We start from the raw sequence: 23,385 nt of genomic DNA on the forward strand, positions 1-23,385 counted from the left end.
GAGGCCGCCCCGCGGCCTCCCGCCGTTCCCGATCCCGATCACCAGCTCCCGGCGCTCGGCGCCGGAGAGGGGGAGACTTCCCATGCGCGTTCTGTTCACCACCACCGCCCTGGTCGCCTTCGGCCTTGCCGGCGCGGCCCACGCCGAAGACCCCGACCTGGCGGCGCTGAAGGCGCAGATCCAGGCGCTGCAGGCCCGGCTCGACGTGCTCGAGCGCCAGGCCGCGGCTGCGCCGCCCGCCGCCGCCCCGGCTCCGGCCGCCGCGCCCATCCAGACCTTGGCGTCCAAGCCGGCCGCCGAGCCGATCCGCTGGGAGAACTCGCCGCGCTTCACCGACGCCTCGGGCGCGACCTTCAAGCTGCGCGGGCGAATGTCGCTGGACGCGGTGGACTCCACCACCGAGCGCGACGGCCTGGCCGACTACCACGCCCGCCAGTTCCGGGCCCGCCAGCTGTTCCTCGGCGTCGAGGGCCAGACCGGCCGCTGGGCCTATCGCCTTGAGGGCGGCGCGGTCAGCGGCGGGGCCTGGGGCTGGGACGACGCCATCATCGAATACAAGCTGAACAGCCAGACCTCGATCCTGGCCGGCAATCAGAAGGCCGCCTCGCTGGAGGGCCTGACCTCGTTCAAGTCAACCACCTTCATGGAGCGCGGCGCCTATGGCGACCTGATCGACGCCGGCTATACCCTGGCCCTGGAAGTGGTGCGGACCGGCCCCAACTGGTCGCTGTGGGCCGCCTTGCAGGGCGACAGCATCAACAAGGCCGACGTGACCGGGGGTTTCGATCCCAACCAGGCGGTCGAGCGGTCGGGCGCGACGGTGCGGGCCACCTGGTCGCCCAAGCTGTCGGAGAACGACCGCCTGCACCTGGGGGCCTGGGCGCGGCGGCGCGACCGCGGCGGCGAGACCGGCTTCACCTATTCGGCCGCGGCCAACACCGCCTTCCGGCCGCAGACCGCCTCGGGCGCCACCCTGCTGAGCACCGGCGCGGTCGGCGACGGCGACACCACCCTGGCCCTGGAAGGCGCCTGGGTGCACCGCGCCCTGTCGGTCCAGGGCGAAGCCGCGCGGATCCGGGTCGACCGCATCGCCACCAGCCTGAGCCCGACCCTGGGCGGCGACAATTTCGACATCGTCACCGCCTATGGCGCCGTCAGCTGGTTCCCGACCGGCGAGACCCGGCCCTACAATCCCAACGGCTCGTTCGGCCGGATCAAGGTGCTCCACCCGCTCGACAAGGGCGGCCTGGGGGCCGTGGAACTGGCGGCCCGCTACGACTACGCCGACCTCACCGACATGGCGGCGAACACCGTGGTGGCCCCGGCGCTGCAGACTGGCCTGGCCACCGCCGGCATCTATCGCGGCGTCACCGTGGGCGCCAACTGGTACCCCTACAGCTATGTCCGGCTGACCGGGAACCTGACCCGGGCCAAGATCGACAACCGCAGCCTCGCCGGCGCGGAACTCGACGCCGACGTCACCGTCGTCCAGGGCCGCCTGCAGGTGGAGTTCTAGGGTCGACGTTCAAGGCCCTGCGTGGTCCTCGTCCTTCGACAAGCTCAGGATGAGGACCCTTTAGAGGTCGAGCCGTAGAAAACCTCATCCTGAGCTTGTCGAAGGACGAGGTTTTCCCCCTGCGTCGAAGGGCTACCCAAACCGGGACGCGAACAGGAAACCCGCCCCCGCGATCAGCGCCCGGTCGCCTCGATGATCGCCACGCCCCAGGGCGGCAGGTCGAGGGGCTGGCCGGCCTCGACCTTGCGGCCCGACAGCAGGTCCGTCCCCGTCCCGGCCCCCGCGGCCAGCCGCTGCGGCGTGGCCGAATAGTTCAGCACGTAGCGCACCGCATGGCCGTTCGACAGCTGGCCGCCGCGCACGATGACCGGGAACCGCGCCTGCGGGATCTCGACGCCGGCGCGCCGAGCCTCGCCAGCCAGGATCTTCTCGATCATCGCATCGCTCGGCATGAAGCCGACATAGGCGACCTCGCCCTTGCCGTAGGCGTTGCGGGTCATGGCCGCATAGGCGGGCCAGGAGGGGTGCTTGTAGCGCGCCACCACGGTGGCCGTGGTCGGGGTCAGGAACTCCATCCACCAGCGGGCGGTGTTGTCCTTGTCGCCGACGGCGAAGGGGTCGCCGTCCAGGGTCACGCCCTCGGGCCTCGTGAACTGCTCGTAGCGGACGCCCGCCGCCTGCGTGATCCCGCCCGGCTGGGGCGTGTAGCGCACCTTGGTGTTCTCGTCGGTGAAGCCGCTCTTGAAGGTGTAGACCAGGTGGCCGCCGGCCTTGGCGTAGGCGTTCAGCCGATCGATCTCGGCGTCGCTGGCCGCGTAGAGGGCCGGGACCACGATCAGCTGGTAGTCCGACAGCGGCGTCTTGGACGTGGGCGACAGGAAGTCGACCTCGACGTTCATCCGGTAGAGGGCGTCGTAATAGGGGCGCAGCACGTCGTTGTAGCCGACGTCCGAGCTGATCTTGAACGAGTCGAAGGCGCTCAGCGCGGTGTTGCTGACATAGATCGCGACCCGATTGCGCTTCTTCATATTGACCAGTTTCGGCCCCAACCGCTTGAGGTCGGCGCCGATGGTCTTGGCCTCCTCGTAGACGGCGTTGGGCCGATAGTCCTGGGAGAGCACCCCGCGCCAGTAGGTCTCGATGGCGTTGGACGTGCTGGCCCAGTGCCAGTACTCGACCATGTTGGCGCCCGAGGCCAGGTGGCTGAAGGCCTGCAGCCGCAGCTGGCCGGGATAGGGCGTCCATTCGGGGAAGCCCTGGGCCTCTGTCTCCAGCACCAGATAGTTCTGCCCGTCGCGCACGGACCGGCTCACGTCGCCGCCGAAGGCGATCTCGGCGCCGGTCAGCTTGTCCTGGCTGGGGTGGTAGATGTCGACGCCGGCCACATCCAGCGCCCTGGCCGCCTCCCAGTGGTTCACCTCGGGCTGCACGCCGAACGAATGGCCGCGCCAGGCGTAGTCGAAATTGTGGGTGATGAACTGGTCCGGCCGGGCATGGGCCCGCACCAGGCCGGCCTGCCAGGCCAGGAAGTCGGTGACCAGGCCGCGCTGGAACCGCGCGAAGGCGTTGGACAGGCTGGCGTTGATCGAGCCGTTGACCGACGGGAAATCCTCCCAGCGGTTGATGCGGTTGCTCCAGTAGTCCAGGCCATAGGCCTTGTTCAGGGCGTCCAGGTCAGGCCAGCGGCGCTTCATGTCGGCGACGAAGGCGGCCTGAACATTGGGGCCGCTGGTGCCATAGGCCTTGGTCTCGTTGTCGACCTGGTAGCCGACGACCGCGGGATGGTCCTTCACGTGGTCGACCAGGGCGACGATCACCCGCTCGGCGGCGCGGCGATAGTCGGGGTCGGTGATGTCCATGTTCTGCCGCCAGCCGTACTCGGCGCGGCCCTTCGGCGTGACCACCAGGACGTTGGGATGCTCGCGGGCCAGCCAGGTGGGGACGGCGTAGGTGGGCGTGCCGACGATCACCTTGATGCCGTGCCGCTGCATGGCCGCCAGGGTCCGGTCGACGTGGCTGAAGTCGAAGACGCCGGGCTGGGGCTCCAGCGTGCCCCAGGTGGACTCGGCGATGCGCACGACGGTGATCCCCGCCGCCTGCATCATCCGCGCGTCCTCCTCGACCCGGTCGGTCGGGGTGTATTCGTCGTAGTAGGCCACGCCGTAGAGGATGGTGTCGGGGAGGTCCGCCGCCACCGCGATCCGGCCACAGCCCAGCATGAACAGCAACGCCAACGCCACGGCCCGCAGGCGTTGATCGAAGTTCAGCATCCTGGCCTCCCGAGCCGTCCGTCAGTGGTTCGGCATCGTAGGGGCCAGACCGGCCAGCGGCAACGCCGCCGGCCGGTCGCGCATCATTCGCCGAAGCGGAAGCGTAGGCCCAGGCCGTAATAGCGGCCTTCGTAGCGGACATCGACCGGATAGGTGCGATCGGGCTGGTAGTTGTTGTAGTTCTCGAACGGCTTGGCCAGCAGGTTGGAGACGTCCGCGCTGATGGTCAGGTTCCTGGAGATGTCGTAGCTCAAGGAAGCGTCCAGGCGGGAGGTCGCGCGGACCCCGACGCCGGTATACTGCGTGCCGGTGGCGTCTGCGCGATAATAGCTGACCCAGGGCGATCGGCGATTATAGGAAAGCCGTCCCGTCAGGCCGTTGCGTTCATAGAAGACGGCGGCGTTGTAGGTCCACTTCGACAGGCCCGGAATGCGGACGAAGGCGGGATTGACGCCCAGCTTGTCGGGGAACCGGTTCTTGCCATCGATATAGGTGACGTTCCCCTGAACGCCGAAGCCCTTGAACGCTTCCGGCAGGAAATCCAGGAAGGTCTGGGCGCCGACCTCGAAGCCCTTGATCTTGCCCGCGCCGGAATTCTCGGGACGGCTGAGTTCGACCACACCGTAGACCGGGTCCTGGATGCGTCGCGTGTAGTTGTTCGTGAACCCGAAGAGGTCGCGATAGAAGCCGGCGACGCTGATGTTGCCGGTGCTCGAGAAGTAGTATTCGGCGCTGACGTCGTAGTTGTTGGAAGTCAGCGGGAGAAGGTCGGGATTGCCGCCCGAGCCCCTGGCGTCCGGCGGCGGGGGCGCGGTCGGGCTGGGCGGATTCTCGGACGTGTGGTCAACCTGCTCGATGTGCAGAGCAGGGTTGAGCGAGCCAAAATCGACGCGCGTGCGGGTCTGGGTGTAGCCCAGGCGCAGTTGCAGCTTGTCGATCGGCCGGATCCGCAGGCTGACGTTGGGCAGCACGTCGGTATAGTTCTGCCGGATCGTCTTAGGGCTCAGGGCCGTGACGCCGGCGACCTTGACGGTGGAGGCGCCGGAAAACTCACCCAGCGTCTGGACGACGCGGACGCCGGCCACGCCGTCGATGGCGACCGAACCCACGTCGAAGGCGTACTTGGCCTGAACGTACTCGGCGTAGCTTTGCTCGGTGGCGCTGAACGCGCCGTCCTTCTTCAACGGCACGTCCGGAGCGGTGAAATCCCTCAGCGCGTTCTTGTAGTTCGAGTCGTTGGGGTACAGCACCACGAGCTGCTGCAGAGCCGCGATGGAGCGTTGCTGCAGGGCCGCGAAATTCCCGGCGATCCCGTCGCGCGTCGGCATCAGGTACTGGGTGAAGCCCTGGGCGTCGCCTCGGAACGGATCCTCGATCAGCTGCAGTTGGCCCACCGGCAGGCTGGCGAGCGGGATCTTCAGCGCAAGCACTCCGGCATACCGATCGCCTTGGATCAGCGAGGCGTCCCGGTCGGTGTAGCGCAGCCCGAACTTGATCTCCGGGAGCCAGGAAGCGCCGGTATCGAATGTCGCGTCGCCCCGCCACTGCACCCCGCTGCCCTTGGCGATATAGTGCCGCTCGTAATAGCCGCGCCACAGGTAGTTGGCCGGGTCGGAGGCGTTGAAGCCCGTGATGTCGAACGCCGCGCCGTCCTTCTCGTTGAACTTGGCGACGATGGTCGGCGGCGAGGCGAAGGCGGTGTCGAAGCTCCAGTTGCGCGCCTCGTACTCGCTGTCTTCGTAGGCCAGATCGGTGGATAGGGTCAGGCGGCTACCCCGCCAGATCGCGCCGACCGCGCCCTGGTAGGTGTTGGTGTGGTCGGCCCCGGTCGAGCGGTAGGCCTGGGGCGCCATGCCGCCGGACTTGGTGAAGCCCGCCGCCTGGTCGGTCGTGCCCGGGACGAACGTGACGTTGGTCAGGGGCGGATCCACCCGCACGGTCGAATCCCAGTCGCGAAGATTGACGTCCAGGTTGTCGGTCGCCTGCCGACCGCGATAGCCCTGGTAGATGCCGTCGACATAGACCTCGAGCTTGTCGTTCGGCCGCCATTGGAGGGCGATGTTCGCCGACGGGCGGTAGCGCTTGCCGCCGTCGTTATAGAGGCCGACGGAGTGGGGGTAGCGGAAGTTGTGCCCCGCCGACGCCGGCGAAACGCTCGACGCCGAACTCACCGTGGAGATGTCCTGGTTGTTGTAGCGCACCGCGTTGCGGTATTGCGACTGGGCGTAGGTGGCGTTGGCCAGGACGCCGATCTCGCCGATCGGCGTGTCCCAGCGATCCGAGACCAGGATGTTGCCGTTGGGGTCGTACTTCCTGGTCTGGTCGTTGTAGGTGCCGCGCAGCCCCCCGCCGATGAACCCGCCCTTGAAGTCGAACGGGCGTCGCGAGCGGACGTTGACCAGACCGGCCAAGCCGGGCTCGACGATGTCGGCCGTGCCTGACTTGTAGACCTCGATCCCCGCGATGGCCTGGGCCGGGAAGTCCTGCAGCTGCACACGGCGCAGTTCGGCCGTGAAGATCTCGCGGCCGTTATAGGTGGTGGCCACGTCCGGCAGGCCCCGGATCAGGACGCGGTTGGCCTCGTCGCTGAACCGTTCGACCTGCACGCCGGTGATGCGCGCCAGCGTCTCGGCGGCGGTGTTGTCGGGAAGCTTGCCGATGTCCTCAGCGACGACGGCGTCGAGAATGGCGTCGGAGTTGCGCTTGATTTGCTGCGCCGACCGCAGGCTTTCCCGCAGGCCGGTCACCACGACCTCGTCGACCGTAGCGTCCTGCACGGGCTTGGCTGCGACTGACTTGTCCGACAATACCTGGCTTGCGGGCGCCGTCTGAGCCGCGGCGGGCAAGGCCAAAAGCGCCATCGGCGCGACCGACAGCATGAATGCGAGACGTTTCATCGTTTTTCCCCCTAGTCATCAAGCCCGAGGTATCTTCCCCGTGGCCGCGCTTTTGTCTGACCAAACCTGCCCGCGCCGTCGCCGCACGTCAACAGGTTTGTAATATTAATATCACGGGGTGGGTTTTCGGAATTTCTGGTGCAGGCCAGACCTGCACGCGCAGGCCTTGTCTGACGGCATTTGAGCGCCCTCCGCCGTCACCCGGCCATGGTCCTATCGAACTGAGAACCGGGTTTGCGGAGTCGTGCCGGGCCGCGCCCCGTCAGGCGTCAGGACGCCGGCGCGGGCATATACTCGGACAAGACGGCCCAGGCTCGCGAACCCTTCGGCGAGACCGCGCACCGCCAGGCTGGACCTAGACCCGTCGGTCGCGGCGGGGGTTCATTCCGCGGCTGAAACGCGGCCGATCGACCTTGCCATGGGCCTGGGCCGCCCCGGCGGCGACCGCCGAATCGCCGCGGACGGGCGGCGTCAGCGCCTGACGCTCTCGCGCGGCCCCAGGAAGGCGGCGGGCAGGTCGCTGCGGCTGACGACCACGGTCTCGAACACCACGCCCGGATCGATCCTCCAAAGCTTGAGGGTTCGCGCGCCGCCCTCGGCCAGGGTGAAATGGGCGCGGCCCGCCGCGGCGTTGCGGCTCACCGCGTGGTTCCAGTCCGCGGCGTTGGGCTTCAGGTTCAAGGTCACCACCTCGACCGGACCGTCGTCGAACGAGATCCCGAACCTCAGCCCGCCCTTGCCCCGGAAATCCAGGCTCGGCGCCGTCAGCACGGTGACGTCGAGATCGCCGGCCCCGGCCAGGTCGACCGGATAGTCCAGCACCGGACCGGCGCCGGGCTCCGACGACGGCGCGGTCGAGGGATAGGCGGTCACCCCCGACAGGGTCCGGCCAAGGTTGGGGATCTGGCGCCAGGCCAGGCCGTCCTTGTCGACCGCCCGGGCATAGTGCGCCGCCTCGATCGTCAGTTGGCCCCCGACCTCGACATAGCCCCGGCGCTTGCTCGCCGGCCTGGAGACCGGGACCTTCACCACCACCCGTTCGCCGTTCTCGCCGCGGATCTCAACCTGGGCTTCGGTGACCCCGGTCGGGACCTCGCGCCAGTCGGCCGACACCTCCAGCCGCACGTCCTGGTCGGCGCGGCCCGAGGTTTGGCTGAGCTTCAGCCACGGCTGGTCGGTCGAGGCGGTGAAGGCGAACGGCTTGCCGCCGTTGAAGACGTCGATCCAGCGCGAGCCGGGGCCGTCGATATCGAGAACCGGCAGGACGGGCGCTTCGCTCGCACCCGACCAGGTGGCCTTGGCGTCGCCTTCGACCGCCACGCCCAGGCCGCGCGGCGCCCCGGGCGCGACGGCGGCAATCTGCGGCGGGATGTTCCGGGGCGGGTCGTTCCAGCTGGTGTAGCCGATATGGACCTGGCTCATCATGCCGCGCCATTTCCCGCCGGCGACGTCCTCGTGATACTGCCGGGTCAGTTCGGCGTCGCGGGCGAACAGCGCGCCTGCCTCGTCGCCCCAGGCCTTGGCCGAGGCCCTACCCTGCTCGGCGTAGAGCCTGTTGCGGCCGGCGGCCAGATAGAGCCGGGTGAGGTTGGCGCCAGCCTGGATCGGATGCTGCACCAGCTGGAAGAAGGCGTCGTGGTCGCTGGCGGGCAGAGCCGCGCGGACCTTCAGGGCCCGCGCCTCCAGGTCGTCCCATTCGGCCGCCACCCGCTCGGCCTCGCGCTCATGGACCAGGCTGAAGGTGTCCGGCGTCAGCAGCTCGGGTTTGCGGCGGGCGTTGAGCCGGGTGTAGCCCTCGAGCAGGGCGCCGATCTCCTCGCCCTGGGCCGGGCCGAACTGGGCCTTGGCCCAGTTGGCCGCATAGCCATCCATGGCCTCGACCGACATGGCCGCCGGGTCCCAGGCCATGTCGAGGAAGAACCCGATGGGCAGCTCCATCGGCTTGAGGTCGCCGACATTGACGATCCACAGCCTGTCGGCCCCGTAATCGGCCGCCAGCTTCATCTGCTCCCAGGTGCGCTCGATCTGGTTGGTGTTGATCCACTTGTAGTTCCGCGGACCGCCGACATAGTCGAAATGGTAGTAGACGCCGTAGCCGCCGGGGCGGGCCTTTCCCGGCTCGGGAAGGCGGCGGATGTTCCCCCAGTTGTCGTCGGCGAACAGCAGGGTGACGTCGTCGGGCACGCGCATGCCGGCGTCGTAATAGTCCTGCACCTCCTTGTAGAGCGCCCAGACCTGCGGGGTCCGGGCCGGGTCCTTGCCGGTCACCTCGCCGATGATCTGGCGCTGGTCGGCGACGATGGTCTCCAGCAGCTGGGTGGCCGTGCCCTTGGTCATCGGCTCGTCGCCGTCGCCGCGCATGCCGATGGTCACCAGGCTGTCGCGCGTCCCCATCCGCCTGACGCCTTCGCGCCAGAAGGCCTGCAGGGCGGGCTTGTTGGTGGTGTAGTCCCAGGCGCCGCCGCCCTGCCGACCCCAGTCCTTCTGGGCGCGCATCATCGGCTCGTGGTGCGAGGTGCCCAGGATCACGCCGTACTCGTCGGCCCGCTGGGCGCTGAGCGGATCGTCCTCGAAGATCGACTTGCCCCACATGGCCGGCCACAGATAGTTGCCGCGCAGGCGCAGGATCAGCTCGAACACCTTCTCGTACATCCTGGAATTGACGCCGCCGAAGCTGGCCTTCGCCCATCCCGACAGAGCCGGATCCTCGTCGTTGAGGAAGATGCCGCGGTACTTGACGACCGGCTTCTGCACCCGCCGGCCAGCCGAGACGGCCAGGTTCTTGCGCACCCGCACCCGCACGTCGGCCCACCAGCTCCACGGCGAGACGCCGATGCGTTCGGACAGGTCATAGGCCCCGAAGATCGCGCCGCGCCGGTCCGCGCCGGCGATCACCAGCGCCCGGGGGACGCCGGGCAGCGGATGATCGACGACCTGCTGGACGAAGCCCTCCCATTGGCCGGAGACCCCCGTCACGTCCAGCTTGCCCTCGGCGACCAGCCGGTCGATCAGCGGGCTGGCGCCGATCGTGCCCAGGATGACCACCGGGGTCTTGCCCGAGGCGTCGGCCGGCGCCGGCCCGCCGGCCACCTGAGCCAAGTCGCGCTGCAGGTCGGCGGCCACGCGCCGGACGGCGGGCTGGTCGGCCGGGTCGACCATCACGAAGGCCGGACGGCCATCAACGATGAGTTTCAGAGCGTGTTTCGCGGACGGCGCGACCACGCTGACGGGCCCAGCGACCACGGCGGCCCGCGCCGGGGCGGTCAGCGTCATCGCGAGGCCTAGGGCCGATACGGCGAGCAGGTGCTTGATCATGGTCCAGTCCAAGCCAGGGAAAGAAGGGCGACGCGCGGACGCGCCGCCCCAGTGCGACCGCGCCAACCCCGGGGGAGTAAGCGGCGGCGGCGATCGACGGTCCAGGGGTCTCGCCCTAGAAGTTGGCCCGCACGCCCACCACGAAGGTGCGGCCCGCATAGGTCGCGCCATCCGGCATGGACTCGCGGTTTTCGTACCGGTTGAGCTGCACCTGCTTGAGCAGGTTCTGCGCCTGGAGGGTGACCTGGGCCTGCTTGTAGCCCGGCACGCGGAAACTGACCTGGGCGTCCATGTAGTTGGTGGCGGTCGAATAGAGATCGCCCGGCACGTTGTTGCAGGGGCACACCGTCTGCAGGTTGGCGTCGCGGTGGGTGTAGGACAGGCGAGCCGAGAAGCCGTTGCTCAGCTCGTAATAGAGCGTGCCGTTATAGGTCCAGGGCGCCAGGCCCGAGATCAGCGACTTGGGATTGAAGCTGGCGGGCACCTGCCCCGACAGCGACTGCGAGATGTGGGTGAGGTTGGCGCTGAAGCCCAGCCCCTTGCGGATGAAGTCCAGCGGCTGGTTCCACTGCACCTCCTGGCCGAGCAGCTTGACCACGACGTCGGAGTTCAGCTTCTGCCGCACGGTGATCCGGGCGTTGTTGGGATCGCCGCCGCCGAGGTTGGTGATGCCGGTCTTCTGGCGGTCGCTGAGCCGGTCGAACTGCAGTCCGGTGTCGGCGAAGGGGGTGCTGACGTCGAGGGTGGCGGGATAGTCGAAGATCTCCTTGCCCCAGACGTTGAAGGTCACCACCGTGCGCGACCGGGGATACCATTCCAGGCCGAAGTCGTAGTTGTTGGCATAGAACGGCGACAGCCCCGGATTGCCCTTGGTGAAGACGTCGCCGTCCAGGCTGAGGCCGAAGCTCGGCGCCAGGTCCTGCGGATTGGGCCGCGTGACCGTGCGGGCCGCCGCGCCGCGCACGACCAGGGTGTCGGTGAGGAAATAGGCCAGGTTCAGGCTCGGCAGCCAGTTGTGGCTGTCGCTGGTCGTCGACGGCGAGGTGCGGTTGCCGCCGCCGACCAGGAAGTCGTTGACGATGCCCGCCACCGATTGCTCGGTTTCGGTATAGCGCACGCCGGTGTTGAAGCGCAGGTCGCGGCCGAAGATCTCGCGGCGGCCTTCCGCCATCAGATAGGCCGATGTCGTCTCCTCGGTGAGGATCCGCGGCGAATAGGTATTCAGGTAGTTGGCCGGCTGGTCGCCCGGGTTGGTCTGCTTCATGTAGTAGTCGAAATTGACCGCCTTGCGCAGCTTGTCGAAGTCGATGACCTTCCAGCCGTTGTTGAAACCCGGGTCGATCGGCGCGCCCTTGAACAGGTTCATGGACGGCAGGTCGGTCAGGTACTGCGCGATCGCCGTGTTCGGCACGGCGCCCAGCAGCGAGGTCTCCGTCGAGGTGAAGGCCGAGGTGCAGTTGTTGCGGAACGCGCATTCGGACGTGTTCCAGGTGGCGATGTGGCGGTCGAACTTCGACCTCATGACGCCGGCCGAGACAGCGATCCAGCGCGCGTCGCCCCAGACCAGGTCGGCGCGGAACGACTTCTGCTCCAGGTCCTGCTTGTTCGGCGCGATCTGGATGCTGTTCCAGTTCCAGCCGGTATAGGTCGGCAGATCGATGCTGGACGACAGGCGCGGCGTCAGGTCGCCGGGGGTGTAGCTGTAGACGGCGTATTGCCCGGTGTTCAGTGGTGTCAGATTCGAGGACGGCCCGCCGCCGGCCGGGGCGGTGACGCCGGGCGCGTAGACGGTGGGCTGCACCTGCCCGGCCGCCGACTGCAGGGTGGTCTGGAGCGAATAGTTGCTGAACTTGCCAGTGTTGATCATGCCCGCCATGGAGAACCTGAGGTTCCTGGCGATGTCCCACTCGGCCGACAGCGAGCGGTAGAACAGCTTGGTGTAGGTCTGGGCGTCGGTGCTCTGGTTCAGGAAATAGGCGTTGCCGAACGTGCCCGAGGTCAGGACGTTATTCTGGTCGGTCGTGAACTTGATCGGGATGTTGTTGTTGTAGCTGCGGACCGTCAGCATCACGTCGTGCTGCTGGAAGTCGTTGTTGGACTCCGACAGGATCGAGTCGAACTTGAACCGCAGCGTCTTGGTCGGTCGCCATTCCAGGTTCAGCATGCCGGTGGTCCGGTCGCGGCTGCCGACCACCTGCTCGGCCCGCACCAGGCGCGGCACGATCACATAGCTGAGGTCCTGGCAGGACAGGCCCGAGGTCCCGCCCGGCGCGCCGTTGCCGCACTGGACCAGGGGCGAGCCGAACGCGCCCAGGCCCAGCTCGGACGGGACGTTTCGAGGGATCGTCGTCAGGGTCGCGCCCGCCCCGCCGCCATAGCCGGCCGTGCGGTTCGTCGCCGGCGCGCTGGACGGGTCGAGGATCAGCGAGTTGCAGCCGAACGTGGTGCTGCGGCACGCCGCGCCCAGGTTCATGGTCGTGTAGCCGACCGTGTTGAAGATCTCACTGCGATAGTCCTTCTGGGCGTAGGCGCCCGCCAGCAGGATGCCGAAATCGCCGATCCGGGTGCCTTCCCAGGTGTTGCTGACGATGCCGGCGACCCGCGGCGTCGCCGTCTTGTTGACGTCCTGGTAGGAGCCCTGGGCCTGCAGGTTCAGGTGGAACCCCTTGCGGTCGAAGGCGTGGACCGGCTGCATGTCCACCGATCCCGCCGTGCCGCCTTCGACGGTGCTGGCGACCGGGGACTTGCTGAGGGTCAGCCGCCGAAACAGCTCCGAGGGCAGGATGTCCAGGCTCGATCCCCGCCCTTCGTTGAAGCCGTTGGCCGAGGTGCTGATGGCGAAGCCGTTGACCGTCAGGACCGTGAAGCCGGCGCTGAGGCCGCGCACGTTGATGTAGGTCCCCTCGCCCGAGGTGTCGCGGTCGATCTGCACGCCGGGCAGGCGCTGCAGCGATTCCGTCAGGTTCAGGTCGGGGAACTTGCCGATGTCCTCGGCGAAGATCGAGTCGATGAAGTTGGTGGTGTTCTTCTTGGCGTTGGCGGAATTCTCGAGCGACTGGCGGTAGCCGGTGACGACGACCGCCTCGACGACCGAAGGCTCCTCGGCGCCCGCCGCGGGCTTCACCTTCGGAGGCGGATTGGCGGCGGCCTCCTGGGCCCAGGCTCCCGCCGGCACGGCGTTCGGCCCCGCCAGGATCGTGGCGCCGATCAGCGCGCCCCTCAGCGTCCGCCTGCGACCCACTACGGGCGTCGTGTTCGTCATCGTGATCCCTCCCAAAGCGCACACTTCGGCGCGCCTAATTTGCTTCTTGGGTCCTGCGACCATCCGACCCTTGGGGTCGGAAACCTTAGGTGACAAAGGTCAGACCTCAGTCGACTCTATGGTCTGATATCAGTGTCATGCGGCCTGACCACCCGTCAAGATACCGGTACCAAGTTTTGCAAGTTGAGGGAGAGGGACTCGGGCTCTGGCGACGACACCTGTTCGGAAATGGCAACGCTTACCCCGAATGACGCCCAAGTCGCGCCATTGTTGGTCTTACCAAACAAGGGCGAGTCATCTGATAACCTGGTTAGGCCGCCCAGGTCAGGGCGCCCGCGCAGCGAGTCTCGAACGCGCGGCGCGTCTGGAGGCCCGCCCGTCAGCCCCGTTTGGATCGCGGCCAGGCCGGCGAGCCGGCCGATTGCCCGGCGCCAAGGTCCCGGTCAGCCTTGGTCCGCGGTCCGGCGCGAATTGGCCGTCGCTCCGATCCAGACGCCCGCCGTCAGCACCATCAGCGCCAGCAGCGGAACCACGGCCATGGATCCGGAGAGGAGTCGGGGCGCGTAGGCCGGCGCCCGGTCGAAGTCGGCGCGCAGGAACGGGCGCTCGCCGAAGAGGTAGGGGTAGTAGAAGGTCTGCAGGCGGCGATGGAACGCCGCGACGCTGTCCTGGTAGGCCAGGTGGGCCGGCAGGTCGCTGTCGGCGATGCGGTGGACCAGGCTCTGGGCGGCGGCGGCCGGCGACAGCCAGCCCAGGCGCTCGGTCCAGGCCTGCCGGGCCGCCAGGCTGGCGCGGTAGGCGGCGACCTGCCCGGCCACGCTGTCGTCGCCCATCTCGTGCATGGCGTAATACCAGCTCCAATGGAAGCCGCCGCCGGTCGGCGGCGCGGCCTTCCACTCCGGATGCTTGGCCAGGAATGGCTCCATGATCGCCTCGCGCGGGATGTCCCAGGCGTGATGGACCGCCTCGCGCTGGGCCAGAGTCAGGTCGACGCCGCGCCCGACCGGGACAGCGCGTGACAACGCCGCGTTGCCCAGGGCGGGAACCAGCAGCACCAGCACGACCCAGCACCCGACCAGGGCCGCGGCGTTGAAGGCCGAGCGGCGCCCCCAGGCGGCCACCAGCAGGCCAAGGCCCGCCCAGAAGGCGACGTAGAGCACCGCGACCAGGCTCAAGGCCGCCACGCCGCCGACGTCGGCGCGCGCCGCGAGCGCCCCCAGGAGCAAGGGGGCCAGCAGAGCCGCCAGCACCAGTCCCAGCCTCAGACCGGCGCGCTGCAGCCACAGGAGGCCGGGCCTGGCCGGCAAGGCGCTCAGCACGCGCAGCCGGCCGGCTTCCCGCTCGCCGGAAACCAGGTCGTGCATCAGCGCGATCACCACCAGCGGCGCCAGGTAGATCAGCACGAACGCGAAGTCGAACGGTCCCGGCAGCGCCAGTTCGGCGTTGACCGCCTCGGTTTCGTAGAGCTGGGCCTGGAGTCCCAGCAGGCGCACGCGCAGCACATAGGGCTGGATGTCGCGCTGGCCCATGGCGGCGAAGGCCAGGCTGGAGGGACGGTCCGAGGTCAGGTGGAACGTATAGTAGGCCGCATAGCCGGCCTCGCCGTCGGGTTTGCCATACTGCTTGGCCACGGCGGCCAGATCACGCTGCTGCGCCACCGCCACCCGATCGATGACCGCGTTCTGGCGGGCGCTCGCCGACAGCCCCGTGATCACCGCCACCACCGAAAGGATCAGCAGGACGAGCAGGGCGACGGCGCTGATCTTCGACCGGAGCAGCAGGCGCAGTTCGTAGCGGAGGCGGATCATCGGACATCCTTGCGAAGGCGGCGAGCGACGGGCGCCACCAGGGCCAGCAGCGCGATCAGCCAGGCGGACAGGATGGCGAGATTGGCGACGATCCGATCCCTCGCCACGCCCAGCACGTCCGGAGCGACATAGGAGAAGCTGGGCACGCGCTTCCAATTGTCGGCGGAGATGCGCGGGTCCTCTCCCGCGTCGCGGTTGGGGATCTGCTCGACCTGCATGCGGTTCAGGGCCTGGACGAAGGCGTAGCGATAGCGCTCGACCTGGTCGAGGAAGTCCTGGTGGCTCTCGATGTCGGTTCCGGCCAGGCTCATCGACGCCTGGCGCAGGGCGATCACCGGGCTGACCGCGCCAAAGCCGCGCACGAAGCCGTTCTGGGCCTGCTCGCGGGCGAAGGCTTGCCGCGCGTAGCGGTCGAAGAGCTGGCTGGTCAGCCGCTCGCCCTCCATGCCGACCAGGCCGCTCCACTGCACAGGCAGGTCCTCGACCCTCTGCACGCCGTACCGAGCCAGGGTCCGGGCCTTGAAGGCCGAGAAATAGGGATCGTCGGGATCGTGGCTGTCGCCGATCTTGGCGAGGTCCTGGTGAATGGCGATGTCGGTCTCGATCCGGGTCGGCGTCTGCAGGCGGGCGGCGACCTCCGGCAGGGTGCGCGGGACCAGCACCACCAGCACCATCCAGGTCGACACCAGCACGATCAGGGCGTCGCGCGACCGGCGCGCCAGGGCCGAGACCAGCACCGCCGCCACCGCCCAGATCGCCAGGTAGAGACCGTAGACCAGAACCAGGAGCAGGGCCGGCCCGGGCGGCGCCCAGCCCGCCAGGGCCGCGACCGACAGGGCCGCCGCGGCGGGGGCCAGGATCATCCCGACCAAGCCGCCATGGGCCGCGAGCTTGCCCATCAGCATCTGGCCCGGGGCCAGGCCTTGAGCGGCCATCAGGCGCAGCGTGCCGCGCTCGCGTTCGCCGGCCACCGCGCCATAGGCCAGGAAGATCACCAGCAGCGGCGCCAGGGTCTGCAGCACGAAGGCCGGCGTCAGCTCGCCGAACCGCAGCAGCAGCGACGACTGCCGCGCCTCGCTGAAATTGGCGCTGTTCTGCCGATGGCCTTCCAGGAACACGGTATGGCCCGTGAAGCTGTCGACGCCCCGATCGAAGAACGCCAGCGCCGACAGCGGCCGGAAGACGAACTGGCCGTAATGGACCATCCGGTGCGGATGTCGATCCGGCTGGGCGTCGAACTGGCGGTCGGAACTGGCCTGATGCCGTTCTCGCGCTGCCGCGATGGCGTTGCGCTGCTCGACGCCGAGCACGGCGGCGCTGACCAGCAGCGCCGCCAGGATCACCCCGGCCACGACGGACACCCGGTTGCGGGCCAAGGCGCGCCATTCCTCGCGCGCCACCCGGCCGATCAGGTCGAACCGCCCCTTCACGCCGCTGCTCCGACATGGACGTAGCGCTGGTGCAGGGCGCGGACGTCGAAGCGCTCCCCGCCCTGCGCGGTAAGCTCGACCGCGATGCGGCCATCGGCCAGGAAGCCGATCCGGTCGGCGACCTCGCTCGCGCCCAGCAGGTCGTGGGTCACCATCAGGGTGGCCACGCCCCGGGCGCGCGCGGTTTGCAGCAGACGGTTGAAATCGGCCGTGGCGCGCGGATCCAGGCCCGAGGTCGGCTCGTCCAGCAGCAGCACCGGCACGCGGCGGGCGATGGCCAGGGCGATGGCCACCTTCTGGCGCATGCCCTTGGAGAAGCCCGCCAGCCGGCGGTCCCAGGCCTCGCGCGTCAGGCCGACAGCGTCGAGCGCCTCTTCGATCACCGCCCGCCCCTTGTCGGCTCGCGCCAGGGTCAGCAGGTAGTCGATGTTTTCCCGCGCGGTCAGGTGCTCATAGAGGGCGACGTTCTCGGGCACATAGGCGATGCGCGAACGGGCCGCCGTCGGGTCTGCGCCCACCTCGACGCCGCACACCCGCGCGGAGCCCGCCGTGGGGCTGGCCAGGCCCAGGAACAGGTTCAAGGTCGTCGACTTGCCCGCGCCGTTGCCGCCGAGCAGGGCGTAGATCTCCCCCGCCCTGACCGAGAAATCCAGGCCCTGGAGAACCGGCTGGCTTCCGTAGCGTTGCTCAAGGCCCACGGCTTCAAGCGCCTTGACGGCGGTGATGGTCAAGACGCTGCTCCCACGTTTCATCGACGCGAAGGCGCTTGCAAAGCCGCGTCATCACGAACTACTACGTTATAACGTAACATATCCATCGTATTGGGAGTCAATCTCGGATTGATCCCCTTGGGCTTCGGGGAACGGCATGGGCTTGGCGGAATTTCGGATCGCGCTGCTGGCGGGGTGCGCGGCGTTCGGGGTGTCCACAGGCGCGAACGCGGAGGTCGACCCTGACGCCGCCGACACGGTGGTCGAGGACGTGACGGTCACCGCCCGCCGAGCCAACGCCAGCATCAACGGACTAGACGTCGATCCCCTGCGCCTGCCGCAGAGCGTGCGCGTCCTGGACCGCGAGCTGATCGACCAGACGGGCATGGCCAACCTGTCGGACCTGTTCGACCTGGCTGGCGGCATGGCCCGCCAGAACAGTTTCGGCGGCGCCTGGGACGCCTATGCGATCCGGGGCTTCTCGGGCGACATCAACCAGGGGCCCGATCTGCTGGTCAATCGCTTCACCGCCAATCGCGGCTTCAATCCGCGCCGCGACACCGCCACGGTCGAGACCTTCCAGGTGCTCAAGGGTCCCGCCTCGGCCCTGTCGGGCAAGGGCGAGCCCGGCGGCTCGATCAACATCGTCACCAAGGCCCCGCTGGGCCACGCCCATGCTTCGGCCGAGCTGGGTTATGGCAGCTTCGACACCTGGCGCGCCGTCGGCGACGCAGGCGGACCAGTCAACGATACGGTCTCGCTACGGCTCGTCGGCGCCTATCAGACCACGGACGGCTTTCGCGACCATGTCGGCAGCGACCGCCTGGTGCTGGCCCCTTCCCTGGCCTGGGATCCCACCGACAAGGCCCACCTGCTCTATCAGTTCGAGGCCATGGACGTGCACTTCGTCCACGACCGGGGCCTGGTGGCCGTGAACGGCGACGGCAAGGCCCTGCCGCGGACACGGTTCCTGGGCGAGCCCAATGACGGCAAGATCCACCAACAGAGCCTGCAGCACCAAGTTTCGGCCGTCCTCGACCTGGCCGACGAGGTTTCGCTGGAGGGCGGGGTCCAGTATCGCGACGGGTTCTTCAAGGGCCAGTCGACCCACAACTCCGCCCTGGTCGGAACCCAGCTTCGTCGGCAACTGCGGGTCCATGACTACGACTGGCAGGACCTGTCGGGCCGTGTCGAGCTGAGCGTCAAGCGCCGGTGGGCCGGCCTCGAGCACCAGCTTCGTCTCGGCGGCGACGCCTTCACCTACGACCAGCGCCGGATCTTCCTGCGCTCCAGCCCCACGGCCGCCGCGCCCTACGCCGTCGACATCTTCAACCCGGTCTATGGCCAGCCCAAGCCGACCGCCGCGCTGAACCAGGACCTGCTGGAGGAACTGCGTGGCCAGAGCCTCTACGCGCAGGACCTGGTGACCCTGGGTCGGTTCACGGCCCTGCTGGGCCTGCGCCACGATTGGATCCAGCAGACCACGACCAACTACCGCAACAACACCGCCACCCGGCAGAGCCCCGCGCGGACCTCGCCCCGCGCCGCCCTGACCTGGGCGGCGTCCGACCAACTGTCGGCCTATGTCAGCTGGGGCCAGTCGTTCCGCTACAACCAGGGCGCCGACGCGGCTGGACTGGCGTTCGCGCCGGAGGAAGGCGCCGCCCTGGAGGGCGGCTTCAAATACGCCCTGGGCGACCGCCGCCTGACCGGAACCCTGTCGGCCTTCCGGATCGACAAGAAGAACATCCTGGTCAACGACGCCGCCAACAGCGGCTTCTTCGTCGCCGTGGGCGAGGCCCGCAGCCAGGGCGTGGAGTTCGACGCCAACCTGCGCCTCGACGACCAACTGACCCTGACCGGGGTCTACGCCTTCACCGACACGGAGATCACCCGCGACACCCGAGCCGGCTTCGTGGGCAGCGCTCTGAGCAACATCCCGCGCCACTCCGGCGCGGTCTATGCGCATTGGCGGTCGGCTCGGCCGGGCCCCGGCGCCGTCGGCGTCGGCGGCGGCCTGGTCTATGTCGGCCGACGCCCGGGCGACGACGTCAATTCCGGCTTCGCCCTACCAGGCTACGTCACCGGCCGGCTGAACCTGAGCTACCAGGCGACCCCGGGACTGTCCCTGCACCTGGACGCCGAGAACCTGCTGGACGCCTACTACCTGGAAAGCTCCTACAGCAACGTCTGGATCACGCCGGGCGCGCCGAGGACGGTCACCCTGCGGGTCAAGCTGACCCTGTGAGGCCGAGCTGGCGCCGCGCCGGGATTGGCGACCTGCCGTCCGCCAGTCTCAACGCCTAGAGCAAGACGCGCGATGTAGGAATCGCGCGTCTTGCTCTAGATTTTTGTTTTCGCATCGCTTTTGCGGAAAACCGGCATCCACTTTTCCGCGCGATGCTCTAGCGGCCGCTTCACCGGGCGTCGGCGCGCTTCGGCGCGGCGTCCTCGCGGATCACCAGCGCCTTCTTCGAGAACGCCTTGGGATCAACGTTTCGGACGGTCTTCTTCTTCACGCCGCCGTTGGTCATGAAGGACACCTCGACCGTCACGCGGTCGATGGACTTGAGGCCGAAATGGACGGGCGCGGCGCTCTGGGCGTTGTACCCGCCGCCGGTCGAGACCAGCCGCGACGCCAGGACCTTGCCGGCGCGGTCGTAGAGGCGCACCTCCGCGCCCGCCCGGGTGTATCGTCCCTGGGCGTCGAGCACCAACACGCCGAGGCTGCGGCCCTTGGCGGGGCCGGCCAGATCGTTGTGGAACAGGAAGTGCCCGCCCACCGGGCTGTAGCCGCGCATCACCGACAGGTCCAATGCGCCGTCGTGGTCGTAGTCCACCCATTCCACGCCGTGGTCGCCGGCGTTGAGCAGGCTATCGCGGGTCAGGACCTGGTCGAAACCGCCCTTGCCGTTGTTGTGGTACAGCAGGTCCAGCGGCGTCTGCTTGCCGGGCTCGCCCTCGTAGCCGGTGACGAACAGGTCCAGGTAACCGTCGTTGTCGTAGTCGCCCCAGGAGGCGGCGACCGCGTGGCCGGCGTCATCGACGCCCGCCGCCTTTCCGACCTCGGTGAACGTGCCCTCGCCGTTGTTGCGGTAGAGAAGATTGGCCCCGTAGACGGCGACGAAGATGTCGAAATCGCCGTCATTGTCGTAATCGCCGATGGCGCAGCCCACGCCGCCTTCCTCCGGCTTGCGGCCCGGCGCGGCCAGGCCGAGGCTCGGGGCGACGTCGGTGAAGCCCGTCCCGTCGTTGCGCCACAGCGCGTCGGTCGCGCCGGACTGGTTGGCCAGGAACAGGTCCAGCTTGCCGTCGCGGTTGTAGTCGAACCAGCAGGACCCGACCGTAGGCCGAACGTCCGTTATGCCGGCTTGCGCGAACACCTGGCTGAAGACGCCGCCCTGATTGTGAAACAGCTGGTTGGGTCCAGCCCGGTTCGAGGCATAGAGATCGACCTGGCCGTCATTGTCGTAGTCGACCCAGTTGGCCTGGCGACTGATGCGGCCCGGAATGGTCAGCCCGATCTCCGCCGCCACCTCGACGAAGCGCTTGCCGCCCTCGTTCTTCCAGATGAAGGAGCGGTTCTGGTCGATCGGCATGACGTTGGACCCGCCCAGCAGGTCGAGATAGCCGTCGCCATTGAAGTCGCCCCAGCTGAGACCGCGGACTTCCTTGCCCGTGGTCGGCAGGCCCACGGCGGCGCCGATATTGGTGAAGACGCCGTTGTCGTTGCGATACAGCCTGACCTCGCCGCCCTTCAGCGAGACGGCCAGGTCCAGATCGCCGTCCTTGTCGAAATCGGCCCAGGCGTTCGACAACGATCCGGGGACGGCGAAGGTCTCGCGCTGGATCGCCGTGAAGGCCGGTTGCGTCGCCGCTTGCGCCGCGCTCGCCATCAGGCCGGCCAGCAGCAGGGACGCGACCTTCCAGGCGCGCTTGTTCGGTCTTTGCATCGGATCGCCTTTCAAGGCTTGGGATTGAAGGCGGTGCGCTCGGACAGGTGCGCCTCCACCTGCTCGCGCCGCAGCCAGAGCTCGCGGAATTCGTCGCGCGAGAGCATGCCCAGCTGGTCGCTGTAGTGGGTCGTGCCCGGCTGTCGGCTGTTGCCGTAGCTCATCAGCCCGTAGGCCTTCACCGGGGTGGAGAACTCGATCATCGCCACCCAGGTCTCGCCATGGACCGGCGTGCGGACGCCCTTGGCGTCCGGATCCGACCAGGTGATGACGCGGAAGGCGCCCAGATTGCCGAAGCCGCCGGTCCCCGGAACGTCGACCCCGTCGAGGATGAAGCGCGAGGCGTCGCCGAAGCGCCGGTCGACGGCGCCGTACTTCTTCTTGGTGTTGGCGATGGCGGCGCGCAGCTGTTCGACGGCGGCGACCGGGTCCTTGATCCCGTAGGGCGTGCTGGTCGGACGATCCTGCGTCCAGGGAATGGCGTAGCCCGCCTGGCTCGAGAAGGTGGGACCGGCGAACAGCTTGGCCCATTCCTCGAACAGCAGGCCGGCGTGGTTGTCGGCCGTGAACGACCGGTCCCAGCCCGCCAGCAGACGGGCGGCGGCCTGCACCTCCGGGTCCTTGTCGGCGAGCGCGGCGGGGATGAGGTCCGGCAAGACCCGGTCGGCCATCAGGGCGTGGGTCGACAGCTTCAGGTCCCGGAAACGCTCCAGCGTCAGGGCGTCGTTCTCGGCCATCATCCGGATGGAGCTCTGGGCCCGGAAGGATTCCGGAGTGCGCGGGGCCAGGTATTTCGGGAAGTCGTCCGGCTTGAACGTCGCCGGCCAGCTGGCGACCCAGGGCGGGTCGTTGGTGTTCTGGACGAAGCCGCCGACGGGATCGGTGACGCGCGGCAGGGCCTCGAAGGGCAGGGTCTCGGTCCACAGATAGCGCGACGTATCGCCGGGGACGAGGCCGCTCCAGAAGTTGATGTCGCCTTCGCTCCGGCGTGGGGCGACGCCGTTGAACGTGTAGTCGATATGGCCGTCGCGGTCGGCGTAGGTGATGTTGAAGGTCGGCACCTGCAGGCGCTTCATCGCCGTTTCGAACGCCTTGAAGTTCGGCGCCGTCACCATGTCGAAGTACTGTTCCAGCATCCTGGGCCGGTCCAGGCCCGCGACCCGCACGGCGACCGTGGTCCCATCCTTGCGGTCGAACACCGGGCCGTGGACGGTCGAGCGGATCTTCAGCGTCTTTTCGGCCAGGGACCCGTCCGCCTGCCGCACCTTGTAGGTGGCGGTCTGGGTCTTGAACGGCAGGACCTTGCCGTCGAACAGGTAGCCTCCGTCCTTCAGCGTCAGCTTGTAGTTGGTGGCCCCCACCATGCTGTTGACGGTGTTGGTGATGCCCATCTGCTGGTTGAAGGCGAACCGGACGATCGGCAGGCCGACCTGGGTGGCGCCATAGACCTCGAAGTCCGGCCCGGTCAGATGGGCCTCGTAATAGATGAAATAGCCGGTGCCCCACGGCAGGTGGGGGTTTTGCAGGAGCAGGGTGTTGCCATTGGCGGTCTTCTTCGGCGCCACGGCCCATGAGTTCGAGCCCTGATCGGCGATCTCGGGCGGATCGCCCTCGCCGATCGTCTTGCCGGGCGAAGCCACATAGATGAAGTTCATCAGGCGATGGGCGTGGGCCACGACGTCGACGCCGGTGACCGGCAGTACCTGCTTAACGTCAGCGGCGATGGCTTCGGGATGGGCCGCCGCATAGGCGTTGATGCCGTTGGCGAAGGCGTCGAGATCGGCGCGGAACGCCGGCGTCTGTTGCCTATACCAGGCCTTGGCCCGCTCCGGCACGCCGTTGGTCAGCAGCCAGGTGGTCGTCTCTTCGTAGTCGGGCCCGAAATACTCGGCCCCTCGCCCCCGCGCCTCGCCGTAAAGGCGCAGGATGGTGTTGGCGTGGCTCTGCGCCTGGGCCCAGCCATAGCCGTAGAAAACCGCGGCGGTGTCCTTGCCGTAGATGTGCGGCACCCCGTAGGTGTCCCAGAGGATCTCGTTCTTGGTTGGTTTGACCACGGCCAGGGCCGGGACACGCGCTGGCGGCGCGGCGACCATGGCCTGCCGCGCCAAGGCCGGCCCGACCGCCAGGCCCATCCAGGCCGCCAGCAGCAACGCCGCGGCGCTCCGGCGAAGAATCGTCATGGTCTTGCTCCCCATCCCTCACGAGCCGCCGAGCCGGCTCCACA

Annotated in this window: 11 protein-coding genes; 2 read left to right on the forward strand and 9 right to left on the reverse strand. The window is 68.3% G+C overall.

The genetic code is table 11. The features are described 5' to 3' along the window. The first annotated feature begins 82 nt into the window (after positions 1-82). Positions 83-1,516 (forward strand): porin, encoded by a 1,434-nt coding sequence (locus J2X41_RS07030; RefSeq protein WP_310080768.1) that lies wholly within the window; start codon positions 83-85, stop codon positions 1,514-1,516. Between the two features lie 173 nt (positions 1,517-1,689). Here the strand turns inward: J2X41_RS07030 and J2X41_RS07035 are convergent, their stop codons facing one another. The 7 genes from J2X41_RS07035 to J2X41_RS07065 form a co-directional block, all read right to left on the reverse strand. Beyond that, a complete protein-coding gene (locus tag J2X41_RS07035) occupies positions 1,690-3,786 on the reverse strand; it encodes a beta-galactosidase (protein WP_310080770.1) in 2,097 nt (698 codons plus the stop codon). An 83-nt stretch (positions 3,787-3,869) separates the two neighbouring features. After that, positions 3,870-6,683, reverse strand: a complete 2,814-nt coding sequence (locus J2X41_RS07040) for a TonB-dependent receptor (protein ID WP_310080772.1) — start codon at positions 6,681-6,683, stop codon at positions 3,870-3,872. 471 nt (positions 6,684-7,154) lie between these two features. Continuing rightward, positions 7,155-9,998, reverse strand: a complete 2,844-nt coding sequence (locus tag J2X41_RS07045) for a glycosyl hydrolase 115 family protein (protein ID WP_310080774.1) — start codon at positions 9,996-9,998, stop codon at positions 7,155-7,157. Between the two features lie 115 nt (positions 9,999-10,113). Continuing rightward, entirely contained in the window at positions 10,114-13,260 is a 3,147-nt protein-coding gene (locus J2X41_RS07050; RefSeq protein ID WP_310080775.1) for a TonB-dependent receptor, read from the reverse strand. Between the two features lie 443 nt (positions 13,261-13,703). Further along, positions 13,704-15,068, reverse strand: coding sequence for a DUF3526 domain-containing protein (locus J2X41_RS07055; RefSeq protein WP_310080777.1), 1,365 nt, complete (start codon positions 15,066-15,068; stop codon positions 13,704-13,706). Continuing rightward, positions 15,065-16,498 carry a DUF3526 domain-containing protein gene (locus J2X41_RS07060; protein ID WP_310080779.1) on the reverse strand — a complete coding sequence of 478 codons (1,434 nt, stop codon included), beginning with the start codon at positions 16,496-16,498 and terminating at the stop codon, positions 15,065-15,067. The genes J2X41_RS07055 and J2X41_RS07060 overlap by 4 nt, the downstream gene beginning before the upstream one ends. Further along, positions 16,495-17,229: an ABC transporter ATP-binding protein gene (locus J2X41_RS07065; protein WP_310080781.1), complete on the reverse strand. Its 735-nt coding sequence runs from the start codon at positions 17,227-17,229 to the stop codon at positions 16,495-16,497. The genes J2X41_RS07060 and J2X41_RS07065 overlap by 4 nt, the downstream gene beginning before the upstream one ends. A 136-nt stretch (positions 17,230-17,365) precedes the next feature. Between J2X41_RS07065 and J2X41_RS07070 the strand changes: the two genes are divergently transcribed. Next, on the forward strand, positions 17,366-19,456 hold the full coding sequence (locus J2X41_RS07070) for a TonB-dependent siderophore receptor (protein WP_310080783.1): 2,091 nt from the start codon (positions 17,366-17,368) through the stop codon (positions 19,454-19,456). A gap of 169 nt (positions 19,457-19,625) precedes the next feature. Here J2X41_RS07070 and J2X41_RS07075 read toward each other — a convergent pair whose 3' ends face one another. Further along, positions 19,626-21,161 (reverse strand): CRTAC1 family protein, encoded by a 1,536-nt coding sequence (locus J2X41_RS07075; RefSeq protein WP_310080785.1) that lies wholly within the window; start codon positions 21,159-21,161, stop codon positions 19,626-19,628. A gap of 11 nt (positions 21,162-21,172) precedes the next feature. Continuing rightward, positions 21,173-23,341 carry an acylase gene (locus J2X41_RS07080; protein ID WP_310080787.1) on the reverse strand — a complete coding sequence of 723 codons (2,169 nt, stop codon included), beginning with the start codon at positions 23,339-23,341 and terminating at the stop codon, positions 21,173-21,175. Between the last annotated feature and the right edge of the window lie 44 nt (positions 23,342-23,385).

The organism is Caulobacter sp. BE254 (genome assembly GCF_031457295.1).
Classification (GTDB): Bacteria; Pseudomonadota; Alphaproteobacteria; order Caulobacterales; family Caulobacteraceae; genus Caulobacter.

Bases quoted from the DNA above. Each gene is read 5' to 3' on its own strand.
- J2X41_RS07030 (WP_310080768.1), top strand. From the start codon at position 83: ATGCGCGTTCTGTTCACCACCACCGCCCTGGTCGCCTTCGGCCTTGCC.
- J2X41_RS07035 (WP_310080770.1), bottom strand. From the start codon at position 3,786: ATGCTGAACTTCGATCAACGCCTGCGGGCCGTGGCGTTGGCGTTGCTG.
- J2X41_RS07040 (WP_310080772.1), bottom strand. From the start codon at position 6,683: ATGAAACGTCTCGCATTCATGCTGTCGGTCGCGCCGATGGCGCTTTTG.
- J2X41_RS07045 (WP_310080774.1), bottom strand. From the start codon at position 9,998: ATGATCAAGCACCTGCTCGCCGTATCGGCCCTAGGCCTCGCGATGACG.
- J2X41_RS07050 (WP_310080775.1), bottom strand. From the start codon at position 13,260: ATGACGAACACGACGCCCGTAGTGGGTCGCAGGCGGACGCTGAGGGGC.
- J2X41_RS07055 (WP_310080777.1), bottom strand. From the start codon at position 15,068: ATGATCCGCCTCCGCTACGAACTGCGCCTGCTGCTCCGGTCGAAGATC.
- J2X41_RS07070 (WP_310080783.1), top strand. From the start codon at position 17,366: ATGGGCTTGGCGGAATTTCGGATCGCGCTGCTGGCGGGGTGCGCGGCG.
- J2X41_RS07075 (WP_310080785.1), bottom strand. From the start codon at position 21,161: ATGCAAAGACCGAACAAGCGCGCCTGGAAGGTCGCGTCCCTGCTGCTG.
- J2X41_RS07080 (WP_310080787.1), bottom strand. From the start codon at position 23,341: ATGACGATTCTTCGCCGGAGCGCCGCGGCGTTGCTGCTGGCGGCCTGG.